Origin of the sequence: Xanthomarina gelatinilytica, assembly GCF_000348685.1 — a bacterium.
Classification (GTDB): domain Bacteria; phylum Bacteroidota; class Bacteroidia; order Flavobacteriales; family Flavobacteriaceae; genus Xanthomarina; species Xanthomarina gelatinilytica.
Genome location: NZ_ANLA01000020.1, coordinates 17,871 through 33,693 on the forward strand (window position 1 = coordinate 17,871; position 15,823 = coordinate 33,693).

Annotated in this window: 12 protein-coding genes; 8 read left to right on the forward strand and 4 right to left on the reverse strand. The window is 35.4% G+C overall.

The genetic code is table 11. The features are described 5' to 3' along the window. Positions 1-49: 49 nt before the first annotated feature. The gene (locus tag D778_RS12080; protein WP_007651120.1) at positions 50-3,079 is read right to left on the reverse strand and encodes an aminotransferase class III-fold pyridoxal phosphate-dependent enzyme; all 3,030 of its coding nucleotides are present in this window, start codon (positions 3,077-3,079) and stop codon (positions 50-52) included. Positions 3,080-3,189: 110 nt separating this feature from the next. On the opposite strand from D778_RS12080, the gene D778_RS12085 reads away from it, so the two are divergent. Beyond that, positions 3,190-3,954, forward strand: coding sequence for a TIGR02757 family protein (locus D778_RS12085; RefSeq protein WP_007651121.1), 765 nt, complete (start codon positions 3,190-3,192; stop codon positions 3,952-3,954). Between the two features lie 60 nt (positions 3,955-4,014). After that, entirely contained in the window at positions 4,015-5,496 is a 1,482-nt protein-coding gene (locus tag D778_RS12090) for a S10 family peptidase (RefSeq protein WP_007651122.1), read from the forward strand. A 76-nt stretch (positions 5,497-5,572) separates the two neighbouring features. On the opposite strand, the gene D778_RS12095 is transcribed toward D778_RS12090, so the two are convergent. Then, positions 5,573-7,462, reverse strand: coding sequence for a M61 family metallopeptidase (locus D778_RS12095; protein WP_007651123.1), 1,890 nt, complete (start codon positions 7,460-7,462; stop codon positions 5,573-5,575). A gap of 211 nt (positions 7,463-7,673) precedes the next feature. On the opposite strand from D778_RS12095, the gene D778_RS12100 reads away from it, so the two are divergent. The 5 genes from D778_RS12100 (at position 7,674) to D778_RS12120 (ending at position 13,008) form a co-directional block, all read left to right on the forward strand. After that, positions 7,674-8,681 (forward strand): glycosyltransferase family 2 protein, encoded by a 1,008-nt coding sequence (locus D778_RS12100; RefSeq protein WP_007651124.1) that lies wholly within the window; start codon positions 7,674-7,676, stop codon positions 8,679-8,681. A gap of 166 nt (positions 8,682-8,847) precedes the next feature. After that, on the forward strand, positions 8,848-10,770 hold the full coding sequence (locus tag D778_RS12105; protein WP_007651125.1) for a BatA domain-containing protein: 1,923 nt from the start codon (positions 8,848-8,850) through the stop codon (positions 10,768-10,770). Then, on the forward strand, positions 10,767-12,020 hold the full coding sequence (locus D778_RS12110; protein ID WP_007651126.1) for a dihydroorotase: 1,254 nt from the start codon (positions 10,767-10,769) through the stop codon (positions 12,018-12,020). The genes D778_RS12105 and D778_RS12110 overlap by 4 nt, the downstream gene beginning before the upstream one ends. A gap of 4 nt (positions 12,021-12,024) precedes the next feature. Continuing rightward, positions 12,025-12,351 carry a DUF4870 domain-containing protein gene (locus tag D778_RS12115; protein WP_007651132.1) on the forward strand — a complete coding sequence of 109 codons (327 nt, stop codon included), beginning with the start codon at positions 12,025-12,027 and terminating at the stop codon, positions 12,349-12,351. 15 nt (positions 12,352-12,366) lie between these two features. Beyond that, the gene (locus D778_RS12120; RefSeq protein WP_007651133.1) at positions 12,367-13,008 is read left to right on the forward strand and encodes an alpha/beta hydrolase; all 642 of its coding nucleotides are present in this window, start codon (positions 12,367-12,369) and stop codon (positions 13,006-13,008) included. A gap of 4 nt (positions 13,009-13,012) precedes the next feature. Here D778_RS12120 and D778_RS12125 read toward each other — a convergent pair whose 3' ends face one another. After that, a complete protein-coding gene (locus D778_RS12125) occupies positions 13,013-13,516 on the reverse strand; it encodes a hypothetical protein (RefSeq protein WP_040492403.1) in 504 nt (167 codons plus the stop codon). Then, on the reverse strand, positions 13,516-14,277 hold the full coding sequence (locus tag D778_RS12130) for an MBL fold metallo-hydrolase (RefSeq protein ID WP_007651138.1): 762 nt from the start codon (positions 14,275-14,277) through the stop codon (positions 13,516-13,518). Before D778_RS12130 ends, D778_RS12125 begins: the two co-directional genes overlap by 1 nt. 91 nt (positions 14,278-14,368) lie before the next feature. Between D778_RS12130 and D778_RS12135 the strand changes: the two genes are divergently transcribed. Further along, entirely contained in the window at positions 14,369-15,820 is a 1,452-nt protein-coding gene (locus tag D778_RS12135; RefSeq protein WP_007651140.1) for a hypothetical protein, read from the forward strand. Positions 15,821-15,823: the final 3 nt, after the last annotated feature.

The following is a 15,823-nucleotide window of genomic DNA, read 5'->3' on the forward strand; positions in this document are numbered from 1 at the left end:
AAAATTAAGACCTGTATCACAGGTTTTGCAAGGTTTTCAAACCTTTGGCTTAGAAATTTCTCATGAAATCTTCATTAAAAATCTGTTCCAGTCTGTACAATAATTCGTCTGCATGATTTCTTGAAAAAACCAATGGAGGCTTGATTTTTAAGGCATTGTTATCCTTGCCATCTGTACTCATTAAAATACCAAAATCCTTCATTCTATTGGCTAAAAACGTTGCCTTTTCTGGTAAAGGGCGTTTGTGCTTATCTGTTAATTCAAAGCCTAAAAATAAACCCTGTCCTCTTACATCACCTATTATGGAAAATGTTTTTTGAAGTTTTATCAAATTATCTTTTAAGTAGCTGCCAACTCTTAAAGCATTTTCTTGAAGTTTTTCTTCTTTGATTACCTGTAAAACCTTATTTCCAATGGCGCAAGACACTGGATTACCACCAAAGGTGTTAAAGTATTCCATACCATTTGCAAAAGCATTTGCCACCTCTTGGGTACAAACAACTGCAGCTAGCGGATGCCCATTTCCTATGGGTTTTCCAATGGTTACTATATCTGGAACCACACCATGCAATTGAAATCCCCAAAACGTCTCGCCTACTCGTCCGCAACCTGTTTGTACTTCGTCTGCAATACAAAGACCTCCAGCTTTTCTAACAGACTGGTAAGCCAATTTTAAATAGTTTTCAGGTAATTCTATTTGTCCACCACAACTAATGATGCTTTCACAAATAAAACCAGCTAGTTTTCTTCCTTTTGAATGAATGACATCAATTTGTTCATCTATATGTTTGGCATATGATTCAGCTGTATTTTCGCCTTGATACAAACCTCTAAAGCTATCTGGAAGTGGTACAATATGTGTATGTTCTGGAGCGCCTTGACCTCCTTTGCCATCAAATTTATAGGAACTGATATCTATACAGGCATTGGTGTTTCCATGATAACCTATTTCAACTGCCAACATATCCTTGGCGTTGGTAAAGGCTTTTACCATTCGTAAAGCAAGTTCATTGGCTTCACTACCTGAATTAACAAAGTGGACCACAGATAACTCTTTTGGAAAGGTTGCCAACAAAGCATTTGCAAAATTATTGATATTGTCATGCAAATAGCGTGAATTGGTATTCAATACAGCCATTTGCTCTTGTCCAGCTTTTACAACCTGAGGATGCTCGTGGCCAACATGTGCCACGTTATTAACAGTATCCAGATATTTTCTTCCAGTTGCATCAAATAAGTATACACCAGAACCACGTTCCATCTTTAAAGGTTCTTTATACGATAAGCTCAAACTTTTTCCCAGATGTTTTTTTCTGAAATCAATGATGATGTCATTGGGTGTTTTTGTGTGCTCGTTTAAACCTTCGTATTTAAACAATAGGTTGGGATTGGGACAAATACGTTTCCAGACAGGCACTTGATTTGGAAAAGCAACACCAGGAAAATCCTGAGTGTAATCCAACATATCCAGCATAATTTGAAAATGTAAATGTGGCGACCAACTGCCATTTTCATTGGCATTGCCAACATAGGCTATCAAATCGTTAGCATGAATTTGCTGCCCTGTTGTAACCAAGGTCATACTGCTTTCAGACAAATGTCCATATAAGGTAAAAAAAGGAATCCCTGAATCTGTTTGGTGTTTTAGGATGAGTGTTGGCCCATAATCCTTATCATTTCCATTGTTGTAAATACTGAATACTTCACCATCAAGAGGCGCATGGATTGGTGTGTTTTCTTTCACCCAAAAATCAACACCCAAATGTGTGGTTCTATATTCTGGACCAGAATTTCCTTCTTTTTTATAGGCATTGGTACTGTAAAAAGGTCGCACTTCCAGATAACCTCCTGCGAACAATGTTTTAGGTTTTTCGTTTTGAAGTCTATTGATTTTAAAACTGCAAAGTTCCAAATCGTTATATTCACTTTCATGTCCCAACCATTTACTGCCTACACTCATATCTAAAGTATAAACCTGATTGAAATTCAAGGTTGGAAAAAATTGGTTTAATGCCACAGCTTGTTTTTTGAACCACTCTAAAAACACTGTTTCCTTAGGATGCGCTGCAAACCCACAGGCATTACGAAAACTATAGTGTGCCAAGTTCTCATTTATGGCTCTCCATTTTTCTAAAAGGTCCCAAGCTGGTTTTTCGCTAATTGACAAATATTTGTTATTGGGTTCTTTTTGCTTATTTATTGCAGATTTGGTAACACTAATCACCAAACGCATGGCTACCAAATGGTATAAGAAAAAAAGCTCTTCTTCCAATAATGGAAACTGACTGTGATAACCAGAAACAATGGGCAAGGCTGCCGAAAGTGCATCAGGTTTGTCCATAATGGCATAGGCTATCGCTACAGCCAAATCGTTTATGGTTTGCGTGTAAATGGCATCTCCGTAATCAATAATTGCTACCACTTCTGGATCTATCAACTTGTTGGAAACCAAAATATTGTTATCATTGGCATCGTTATGGACAACACTTTTTCGAAGCTTTTTATAGTTGTTTTGAAATCCTTCGTATTGCTTTTGAAAATATACAACAAGATGCTTTTGTGATTTGGAAAACAAGTTGATATGCTTAAAAGTCCATGCTGCCTGAGCCAAATCCCAATCAAAAGACCTTTGCGCAATTGGGTGTTTAAAAGTAGATAAAGCACAGGTTATTTTTCCGGCTTCAAGCCCTAACCCATAAAGCAACTTGTCTGTAATGGGATTCACTGAAGACCAAAGTCTTCCATCTATCCATGATAGCAACCTAACAGCTCTTTTAAGTCCTTGAACGTCTTCAATAATACGAATGTCATTTCCCAGTAAATCGGGAAAAGCTTTAGGCGAAACCAACTGACTGTTTGCAAGGTGTTGAAATATGGCTTGCTGAAACCTTAAAGGCTCCAAATCTTGGTTTGGTCTGCTAATCTTTAAAATATAGTTTTCCCTCTTCGTTTCAATTAAAAAGTTAAAGTCCAACTCTCCAGGCAGTGTTTTGAACTCCCCCTCAACATTATAAAGGCGTTTAGCAATTTCCTTGGCTTTTATCAATGGAATTTGTATGGTGTTATAATCAACAGACATGGTTTCTATAAAATTGAATTACACTTAACGAAGGTACTTTTTTTTAAAGGATTATTTCAAAACAGAATCCTCCAATTTTTCATATTTTTAGTGTTTAAAATGTAGGTCCATTGAAGCAAACAGAATTAAAAGAATTTTTAGACGTTAAAGTCTTGGAATACAATCGTCCCGAATTTATTGAAAGCGATCCCATTCAAATTCCTCACCTCTTCAACAAGAAAGAAGATATAGAGATTTCAGGGTTTTTAACTGCTACCATTGCCTGGGGAAATAGAAAAAGCATCATTAACAACGCTAAACGAATGATGGAATATATGGACCATTCTCCATTCGATTTTGTAAAAAACCATCAAGAACAGGATTTGCAATCCTTGTTGCCTTTTGTACATAGAACTTTTAATGGAACAGATTTTATCACGTTTGTGAAAGGTTTGCAGCATATTTACAACAACCATCATGGCTTGGAACAGGTGTTTTCAGTAGCAAACAAACAAACATCTTTACAAGCTGCCATCCATCATTTTAAAAAAGTTTTTTTTGAAATAGAACACCTACCAAGAACCCAAAAGCATGTAAGTGATCCGTTAAAGAATTCAGCTGCCAAAAGAATCAACATGTTTTTGCGTTGGATGGTTAGAACAGATCAAACTGGAGTGGATTTTGGCATATGGAAGACCCTTTCTCCTTCCCAATTATCTTGTCCATTAGATGTGCACTCTGGAAATGTCGCTAGAAAACTGGGTCTATTAAAACGCAAGCAAAACGATGCCAAAGCCCTTAGGGAGTTAGATGAAAATCTTAGAATACTTGATGCCACAGATCCAGTAAAATATGATTTTGCGCTTTTTGGTTTGGGAGTCTTTGAAGGATTTTAACAGATTAAAAAATCAGGTTTCACTGAAACATTTTATATTTAGACCTAAAATCACATTTTAATGAAAAAACAAGTCTTTCTATTAGCTTTTTTTACTATTTCCAACTTACTTTTTTCACAGGGAAACAAAATTCCATTGGATACCATGGTTGTTACCAAGCACTCCATACAAATTAAAGGCCAAGCCTTATCCTATGAAGCAACTGCTGGAACACAACCTGTTTGGGACACTAACGGAGAGCCCATTGCCACTTTATTTTACACATATTATAAAAAAAGCAACAGTTCTCCTGAAAAACGACCTATCATTTTTTCCTTTAATGGTGGACCTGGCTCAGCATCTGTTTGGATGCATATTGCATATACTGGTCCAGTGGTGTTAAATATAGATGATGAAGGCTATCCTGTGCAACCTTATGGAGTTACAGACAATCCGAATGCCATATTGGATGTTGCCGACATTGTTTTTGTGGATCCGGTAAATACAGGTTATTCCCGAATGGTTGAAAATAAAGACGGAAAACTTCCTGACAGAAAAACCTTTTTCGGGATCAATGCAGATATAAAATATTTAGCAGAATGGATGAACACCTTTGTAACCAGACACAATAGATGGGAATCTCCAAAGTATTTAATTGGTGAGAGTTATGGAGGTCCAAGGGTTATGGGTTTATCCAAGGAATTACAAAACAGTCAATGGATGTATTTAAATGGGGTTATTTTGGTCTCTCCTGCCGATTATAAAATATATTCCACCAATCAACCTATATATTCAGCTTTAAACTTACCGTATTTTACGGCAGCAGCTTGGCACCAAAAAGCATTGCCTGCAACACTGCAGCAAAAGGATTTACTGGATATTTTACCTGAAGTTGAGACCTTTGCCATTAATGATTTAATGCCAGCTTTAGCAAAAGGTGGATTTATTTCTTCAGAAGAAAAAGAGCGTGTGGCAGAAACAATGAGTCTGTATTCTGGTTTGGACAAAAAAGCTATTTTAGACCATAATTTAAATGTGCCTACACGTTTTTTCTGGAAAGAATTGTTGCGTGATAAAGGGTTTACCATTGGAAGATTAGACTCACGTTATCTTGGAATTGATAAAATGACAGCAGGAAATTCACCAGATTACAACGCAGAATTAAGCTCTTGGCTACATTCTTTTACTCCAGCAATAAATTATTACCTTAGGGAAGAACTGAACTTTAAAACAGATGTAAAATATAACATGTTTGGCGACGTGCATCCTTGGGACAGACAAAACGATGAGACTAGGGAAGCTTTGCGTCAAGCCATGGCACAAAATCCGTATTTAAAGGTCTTGGTACAATCGGGTTATTATGATGGAGCCACTACTTATTTTGCTGCAAAATACACCATTGGACAAATGGATCCAAGTGGTAAAATGAAAGATCGCGTTAGTTTTAAAGCCTATAGAAGTGGCCACATGATGTATTTAAGAAATGAAGATTTAAAGTCTTCCACAGATGATATTAGACAGTTTATTAAAGACTCTGCTTCTAAAGGATCTGCTAAGTATTAAACATAAAAAAGCCTGATGAAAAATCATCAGGCTTTTTACTTCTTAAACTGTAAATCTACAATCTAAAATTTTTCTTCTATCCTTTTAACCAAGCCTTGCGCAAAGCGATTTGAGCGTCTGTAGCATTAGGGTTTGGAACCAAGGTTCTTCCTATGGTATAAGATGTTTCCACATTTGTTTTAATCACAACTTCTTCTCCATCTCTATCCAATACAACTTCAATCGCTGTACCTGGTTGCCACATAAACACTTTTTGAAATACTTGATTGGCTGTTTGTAAAGACACTTTTTCTCCATCAATGGATTTTATAATGTCGTTTGGTTTCACACCATTGTCATTCCAAAAGCTATTTTGAGTCACCAAACCATTAAAATAAATGGTTCCACTGTCTTGATTGGCACCAAAAATTAAAGCTCCATTATTTTGCACCAAGTTGGTTTCTACTTTGCTTTCGCCCAGCTCAAGTCCTACTTTGGCAAAAAATGTCTCATAATTGATTGGTACATCTCCAACTACATGCGTGTTTAAGAACTCTCCAACAGATGGATAGGTCATGGCTGTAATTTCAGCAATTAGTTTATCGTCTTCAAATGGTTTGTTTTTACCATATTTATTGGACAATTCTTTCATTAGCGAAAGGATTCCTCTGTTTCCATTACTTTCCTCACGCATTAAGATATCTATACACATGCCTATTAAAGCACCTTTTTGATACACGTTATAATACTGACTGGCATAAGGTTCGTCTAAAATATTTTCACTCATGATGGTAAAACTCATGGTGTCGTTCATTCCTGAAGCTGTTTGTATTTTACCCATGATTTTACTGTAGAATTCTTCTTCGGATACCAAACCTTGATCTACTTGAAATAAGGTGGCAAAATATTCGGTAACACCTTCATACATCCATAAATGCTTGGAAAATGTTGGGTTGTTGTAATCAAAATAATGAACATCTTCTGAATGCACACTTAAAGGCGTTACAATATGGAAAAACTCATGAGATACCACATCTACCATACTTTCGGCAAGTGCTTCAAAAGGCATTCCTTCTGGCATAACCACAACTGTGGATGTATGATGCTCCAGAGCTCCAAATCCTTTAGGGGAATCTGCATCACCACGAGATAAATATAAGTAAATATCGTAACGAGGTGTGCTGTCTATATCACCCAAATATGCTTTTTGTGCCTGCATCATGGTTTTCATGGTTTCACCTATTTGTTTTGCAGTATGCGTTTGGTTAGGTGAAAAAACACTCAAAACAATTTTAATATCGCCAACCTGGAAGGTTTCAACATCCAAGTTTCCATACATCATTGGGTTGTCGGTAATGTCAAAATATCTAGGTGCAAAATAACTGGTAGTAATGGTTTTGCCATCGTCACTTGTTTTTTCTGAGACATTCTGCAAAGCAGAAGTACGAACAAAATCGGCTGGAGCAGTCACATCCAATTTATACTGATTGTTTTTTAAAGAATCAAAATACCCTATAAAACCGTGTAAATTCAACACATAATTATCTGGCTCAATATTTGTACCTGCTGGCGAAAATGGTGTATCACCACCAATACCTCCAGATACCTCCACATCAAAGGTATCGTTAACCCAATAAGTTAGGTAATCTAGATTGGTTGCATTAGCAATGGTCCAGGAATTGGTGTCAATTTTATTTACAGTTAATTCGTTTCCATTGTAATCAAAAGCTTTTAAGTTTTCAACATACTTTCCAAAATCACTTATGGAATAAGTACCTTGAACAACTTTAGGCAACCTGTAAGTAACCGTTTCTACTGTAAATCGACCTGGATTAATGGTTACTGGAACTTGATCGTTTGTAACTTTTGTTAAATCTATTGAAGTTTCAATAGGATTGCTTACTGCTAAGTCGGAAGTGGTTTTTGTGGATGAGCCACAGGCAACAAGAAATACACTGATGCCAAAAAGGGTTAATAATTTCTTCATGTGAATGGTTTTTTAAATTGTCAGTATGACGCCCAAAAATACAATGTGTTACACTTTTTTACCTTAACTTTTTGTTAAAATACATTTAGACAGATATCTTTAAAGCTACCTGAACTGCTTCCAATTAAAAATCTTTAGAAATTTACGGACTGTTCCCATAGATACTTTTTTAACTTTAGACAGATTTAACATAAAAAACTATATTCGTGGCATGCAAAACCCTTTAATTAGCATCTTGACGCCATTTAAAAACACAGCAGCCTTCTTGCCAGAGTGCTTGGCGTCCATTAAAAGCCAAACTTATACACATTGGGAATTATTGATTGTTGATGATGGCTCCACAGATGATGGTTACAAGCTAGTGCGTGAGTATGCCAAACAAGATTCCAGAATAAAGCTTTATAAAAATTCGGGCAGTGGCATTATTGAAGCTCTAAGAATGGGGTTTAGCAAAAGCTCTGGATGTTATATTACGCGAATGGACAGCGATGACATCATGTCTTCCAATAAACTTGAAGTACTTTTAAAGAACCTACAGACCTATGGTAAAAAACATGTGGCTACAGGTTTGGTGTCCTATTTTAGTGAAGAAGGCATAAGTGATGGTTACAATAGTTATGAAAGGTGGTTGAACCAATTAACGCAAACTGGAAGCAATTATTCCGAAATTTACAAGGAGTGTGTTATTCCATCTCCTTGCTGGATGATTCACAAAGACGATTTGGTGGCTTGTGACGCTTTTAACCCCAACGATTATCCGGAAGATTACGATTTAACCTTTAGGTTTTACAAATACCAATACAAGGTGATTCCTTGCAATCAATTGTTACACTATTGGAGAGATTACAGTACCAGAACCTCCAGAACCCATGAACATTATGCCCAAAACTATTTTTTGGAAATTAAACTGAACTATTTTTTGGAATTGGACTACAATCCAACCAGACCTTTGGTGCTTTGGGGAGCAGGTTTTAAAGGTAAAAGCATTGCCAAACTCTTAATAGACAAAGGAGTTGACTTTATCTGGATTTGCAATAATCCTAAAAAAATTGGAAAGCACATCTACAATCAAGAACTCTTTGGTTTTACCTATTTAAACAGCATACAAGATGCTCAAAGTATTGTAACCGTTGCCAACAAACAGTCTCAAAAAGCCATTCGGGCTTTTTTTAAAACCCATGATAAAATGGAAATGGAAGATTATTTTTTCTTTTGCTGAAAGAGGTCTTATGGCGTTATGTTTTTCAAGCAGTCCCAATCATCCTAACAAAAATTTGAAACCTGAAATTAGAATTTGGAAATTTATGACAGGATTTTATTTAATTTGTTGTTAAAAGGTTTTCTATTTCATAGTAAACACTATTTTTGTAAATAAACTAATAAGAATGCAGTTTAAACATCCTGAACTTCTTTACGCTTTATTTGCACTGCTTATCCCAATTCTTATTCATTTATTTCAACTTAGAAAATTTAAAAAGCAGGCATTTACCAATGTGGCTTTTTTAAAAAAAGTAACCTCTCAAACCAGAAAAAGCTCCCAATTAAAAAAATGGTTGATTTTATGTACAAGAATGTTGCTTTTAGCAGCCTTAATTCTGGCTTTTGCACAACCTTATACCTCAAAAACCAACCAGCTAAATACCAAAAGAGAAACAGTGGTTTATTTGGACAACTCTTTTAGCATGCAGGCCAAAGGGGAACAAGGGGAACTTTTAAAACGTGCTGTACAAGATCTTTTAAACCATGTGGATCATACAGAAAACCTAACCCTATTTACCAATAACGAAACCTATAAAAACACCAACCTTGGAGCCATAAAAAACCAATTGTTACAACTTGGGTATTCTTCCAATCAGCTAAACTATGATGCTGTTCTGTTAAAAGGCAAACAATTGTTCAACAACCAATCTGGACATCTTAAGCAATTGGTGCTGGTTTCAGATTTTCAAACCAAGGCATCATTGTTTAAACCCGTTTTGGATTCTTTAGTGACCATACATGCGGTTCAACTACAACCAGTTAACACCAAAAACCTATCTATTGATAGTTTATACGTTTCCAATAAAACACCTCTAAACATTGAATTGACAGCAAACATTAGCAATCAAGGTCCAGAGCTTAAAAATGTACCAGTTTCCCTATATAGCCATGATAAGTTAATTGCCAAAACATCCATTGATATTGCAGATACAGCAACTGCAAATTTTACGATAACCAATCAAGAGGAAGTTTTGGGAAACATTGTGATTGATGATGTGAATTTAAATTTTGACAATAATTTGTTTTTTAACATCAACAAAGCCAACAAAGCCAAAGTGCTTGCCATTACTGAGACAGATGATGTTTTTTTACAACGTATTTTTACGGATAACGAATTCATTTTTACTTCAGAAGCCGCAACGGAATTGAACTATAGCGATATCGACCAACAAAATTTAATTGTTTTAAACGAGCTGGAACGCATTCCAATTTCTTTAACCACAGCCTTAAAAGCATTTACGGAAAATGGTGGCTTTATAGTTGTTATTCCGTCAGAAAAAATAGATCTGCAATCCTACAACGATTTGCTTTTAACTTTTAACACGCGTTTTGAAGCCCTCCAAACCACAGAAAAACGAATTACGAACATCAATTTTTCACATCCACTTTACAAAGATGTGTTCCAAAAAGAAGTTTCCAATTTTCAATATCCTAAAACAGGACACTATTATCCCATGCTTGCCTCAAATGCAACCGTTCCTTTAAAATTTGAAGACGGGAAAGCTTTTTTAAGTAAAAACGGTCAATCATATATCTTTTCAGCCTCTTTTAAAACTGAACAATCCAATTTTAAAAATTCACCTTTAATCGTCCCAACGTTGTATAATATGGGTAAACAAAGTTTAAAAACCTCAAAGCTCTATCAAGTGATTGGAAGGGAAAACACCTTTGATGTTCCAGTAACACTACAGCAAGATGAAATTTTAACCTTATCCTTAGGTGAAGAAAGTCTTATTCCACAACAGCAATATTTTAATAATAAAGTACAAATAACCACAACCGAAACTCCAGTTGTTTCTGGAACCTACAGTATTACAAACAACTCTGAATTTATTGAACATGTAAGCTATAATTATGAAAGGGACGAAAGCATTTTACAATATCAAGATCTTTCTACCTTTCAGCATGTTCAGGTTTCAGATTCTGTTTCAGATTTGTTTGATACCTTAAAAAGTGACTCGAAAATTAACGAGCTATGGAAATGGTTTGTTATTTTTGCATTGGTTTTTTTAGCCATCGAAATGCTCATCTTAAAATATTTTAAATGAACGTACTCTTAAAATCAGCCACAATTATTGACTCTAAAAGTGATTTTCACAATCAAACAGTCGATATCCTTATTGAAAATGGTGTGATTTCACAAATTTCAAAAGCCATAAAAAATTCCAAAAACATTAAGGAAATCCATTTAGACAATTTACATGTTTCACAAGGTTGGTTTGATAGTAGTGTTAGTTTTGGTGAACCTGGTTACGAAGAAAGGGAAACCATAGAAAACGGTTTAAGAACAGCTGCGCTTTCTGGGTTTACTTCTGTGGCACTTAACCCTAACACCAATCCAGTAATAGACTGCAATGCAGATGTGTCCTTTATAAAAAGTAAGGCAAAAAAACACGCTGTAAGCCTCTACCCTATTGGTTCTTTAACAAAAGAAGGCAAAGGCATTGACCTGGCTGAACTTTTTGATATGAAACAGGCTGGAGCCATAGCTTTTGGTGATTATAAAACGTCTATAGATAACCCAAACTTGCTTAAAATTGCCTTACAGTATGCCAGCAATTTTGATGGATTGGTACTTTCTTTTCCTCAGGAAAACAAAATTTCGGGCAAAGGTGTCATGAACGAAGAATTCACAAGTACCTCTTTAGGCTTGAAAGGCATTCCCAACATGGCAGAGGAACTGCAAGTTGCAAGGGATTTGTTTTTACTGGAATATACCGAAGGGAAACTACATATTCCTACCATTTCCACAGCAAAATCCGTTGAACTTATTCGGGCAGCCAAACAAAAAAAACTAAATGTAAGTTGCAGTGTGGCCATTCATAATTTAATATTAACTGATGAAGCCTTAACCACCTTCAACACCAATTGCAAAGTACTGCCTCCTTTGCGTACGCAAAAGGATATTGATACCTTGATAGAAGGATTGAAAGATGGTACAATTGATATGGTAACAAGCGACCACAATCCCATGGATATTGAGCATAAAAAAATAGAATTTGATTTAGCAGCTTATGGAACCATTGGTTTGGAATCTGCATTTGGAATTTTAAATACCCATTTTAGCACAAAAAAAACCATTGATTTTTTAACCAGGGGAAAAAATAGATTTGGCATAAACACACATGAAATAGCCATTGGAAACAAAGCTGATTTAAGTCTTTTCAATCCAAATGGCTCACAAACATTTACAAAGGAAAATATAAAATCCACTTCAAAAAATGCCATTTTTGAAAACCATGAAACCAAAGGACAGGTTTATGGTATTGTATCCAACAACAAACTTGTTTTAAATTAAAGACATGACAGAACAAACCATTCAAGAAGGAAAAACACTTGCCATTGTTAGTTATTTAACCTTTGTAGGCTTAATAATTGCCATAATCATGAACCTTGAAAAAAGGAATCCGTTTACCTTTTATCATGTAAGGCAAATGCTGGGATTAATCATCATGCTTATTTTTTCAAATTTGGTGGAAGCCTATGTAAACAGCTGGTTAGGAACCAGTTTTTGGATTGTAACCTTTGTTTGCTGGTTATTTGGATTGTTTTATGCTGCCAAGGGAGAAGCCAGACCCATTCCTGTTATTGGTGAAAAATTCCAAGAATGGTTTAAAAACATTAATTAATAAAAACTATAGATTTTGAGTTTATCATATATTACAAGACCTTCAAGCTTAAAGGAAAATGCGCCACTATTAATCATGTGCCATGGTTATGGAAGTGATGAGAACGATTTATTTTCGTTTGCCTCTGAACTTCCAGACGAACTATTTATCATTTCCCTAAAAGCGCCTTATAAATTACAACCTTTCGGGAACGCTTGGTATGCCATAAATTTTGATGCAGAACAAAATAAATGGAGCGATGATGAACAAGCCAAATCCTCTAGGGATTTAATTGCGGGATTTATAGATGAAGCTTGTGCCAAATATCCAGTAAACAAAGACAATGTCACACTTTTGGGTTTTAGCCAAGGCACTATTTTATGTTATGCAGTAGCTTTAACCTATCCAGAAAAAGTAAAACAGGTTATTGCCTTGAGTGGTTATATCAATGCGAATATAATCCCAGAACATGTCTCTGAAAAAGATTATTCCCATTTAAGCTTTTATTGTTCTCATGGCAATGTGGACCAAGTATTACCTGTAGAGTGGGCAAGAAAAGCTCCTAAATTTTTAGAAGCTTTAAACATTGATCACACCTACTCCGAATTTCCTGTTGGCCATGGTGTGGCACCACAAAATTTCCATGAATTCAGAAAGTGGTTAACTGATAAAATCTAGACTGTTATTGAGTTGGATATAAAAACGAATCGATCAATTTGAATTTTAATTGCTCGTCTTCGGTTATTTCATAACCAATCAATAATTCTCCCCAATATTTTCCATCGGAAAAATTTGCAATGATCCATTTATGGTTTAACAACCTGATGGAATTGATCAGCATTTTTCCACCTGTCATGGACGCATAAGGAATCAAAGGATGTTCCTCTCCTTTCATAACATTAAGTTCGTAAATTTCGTCTTTTATAAAAGGAATAAGTTCAGACACTTTATAGCCTCTATCTTCAAAATAGCTTAGGGCAGCTTCGGTATGGTCTAATTTAAATTCTGAAAGAGCCAAAACCTCGTCCCTTAAATTGGAAATGGTATCGTGATAGACTTGGTTTTTTTCCAAACTCCTTTCATATTTTTTATCGTAACTTTTTATGATATTTTTAGAATTCACATATTGAAATACAACTAGTAAAAGTGTAAAAATAAAGAGGTACATAAATATTCTATTCTTCATTATATGGTAATTTGTAAGTTATCGTAAGCCAAAAAAACGTTTTCCGGCAACTGTTGTTGCACTTCGTCATGAAATCCCAATAGATGACTGATATGTGTTAAATAAGCTTTTTTGGGATTTACTTTTTTTATAAAAGCTAAAGCTTCGTCAAGGGTAAAGTGCGACACATGAGGTTCTTTTTTCAATGCATTCACAACCAATACATCTAAACCTTTTAGTTTGTCAACTTCTTTGTCTTCAATGGTTTTCATATCTGTTAAGTAAGCAAACCTATCGAACCTAAAACCAAAAACCTGTAAATTGTAGTGTAAGCCCTTTATAGGAACCACTTTCATATTATGCAGTGAAAAAGGTTTGTTTTTAATTTTGTTAATCAGCACATTGGGAGCTCCGGGATATTTGTTTTCGGTTTCAAAAATATAGTCAAATCTACGCTTTAGTTCCTTTATAACTCGTTTATGGGCATAAATGGGAATATCGCCTTGTTTAAAAAAGAACGGTCTTATGTCGTCCAAACCTGCTGTATGGTCTGCATGTTCGTGAGTGAATAATATCCCGTCCATTTTAGTACAGTCTGCCCTAAGCATTTGTTGTCTAAAATCAGGACCACAATCAATAACGTATGTATAGTTGTCCCATTGAATTAAAACAGAAACCCGAAGGCGCTTATCTTTAAAATTTGAACTTAAACAAACAGGATGAGTGCTTCCAATAACTGGGATTCCTTGAGATGTTCCTGTGCCTAAAAATGTAATTTTCAATGCGAATGATTTTGAAACAAAAATAAGGTTATTTTTTTGTTTGACATGGTAATTTAATACCTTTGTCACCAAGATTTAATCCAAATTTACAATGGAAATTAGCTTAAAAGGCGATAAAGAGTTTGAAGAAATACCTTCGATAAAAACAAAAGCCCTTCGTATAAATCTCAACGAGCACATTTACGGAACCTTTGCCGAAATTGGTGCAGGACAAGAAACTGTAAGACAGTTTTTTAGAGCTGGTGGTGCCTCTGGAACCATCGCGAAAGCTATGTCTGCTTACGATAAAGATTTTAGTGATGCCATTTATGGTATGGAAGACGATGGACGTTATGTAACCGAAGCACGTTTACATAAAATGTTGGATCATGAAATAAATCTTATTGAAGAAAGGTTAACCAGAGACAAACATCCCAATAAGCTGTTCTTTTCTTATGCCAATACGGTTACCACAATAGATTTTGCAAAAAAATACAAAGGTCACGGATGGGTAGGGATTAGATACCAAATTGAACCAAACCAAGACTATAACGAAATAACCTTACACCTTCGTTTTAAAGAAAACGATGCGCGATTGCAACAGGAAACCTTAGGGGTTTTGGGGACCAATTTAATTTATGGCGCTTATTATAAATATAACGAACCTAAAAAACTGTTGCGTTATTTATACGATCATTTGGATAAAGACCAACTGGAAATTGATACCATTAACTTTTCAGGACCCGTTTTTGAAGAAGTGGACAACCGATTGATGAGCTTACAGTTGGTGAAAAACGGAATGACAGATGCCGTAATGTTTGCTCCAGATGGCAATAATGTACTTCCTGCCAGAGTGTTGTACAAAAAAAATATTTTAGCACTACGTGGTAGTTTTAGACCTGTAACAAAGGTAAATATGGACATGTTTCAAAGATCTTACGACATGTTTATTAAAGAGAATAAAGTGGATGTTGAAAAAACCCAAGTGGTTTTTGAAATTACTTTATCCAACCTACGTGCTGAAGGCGAAATAGATGAACAGGATTTTATGGACAGAGCCAAATTGCTTTGTTCTTTAGGGCAAACCGTTTTAATCTCAAATTTCCAAGAATATTATAAACTGGTGGAATATTTCTCTCAGTATACCAAGAGCAGAATGGGACTTGCCATGGGAGTTAACAACCTGGTTGATATTTTTGATGAAAAATACTATCGTCATCTAAGTGGTGGCATTCTAGAGGCCTTTGGTAAATTATTCTTTAAAGATTTGCGCGTGTACTTATATCCTATGTTAAACGATGATGGTTCCATTACCAATAGTGAAAACCTAAAAGTACACCCTAGAATGAAAGAATTGTACAAGTTCTTTAAATACAATGGAAAAGTGGTAGACATTACAGACTACGACGAAAGTAACCTGACAGTATTTTCAAGAAAAGTACTTAAAATGATTTCTGATAGCGAAGATGGTTGGGAAAGCATGCTTCCTGAAGGGGTCTCTAAATTAATAAAAGAAAAAAGCTTGTTTGGTTACGAGGCCGAAGAAGTTTTTAGAAATGAATAACCA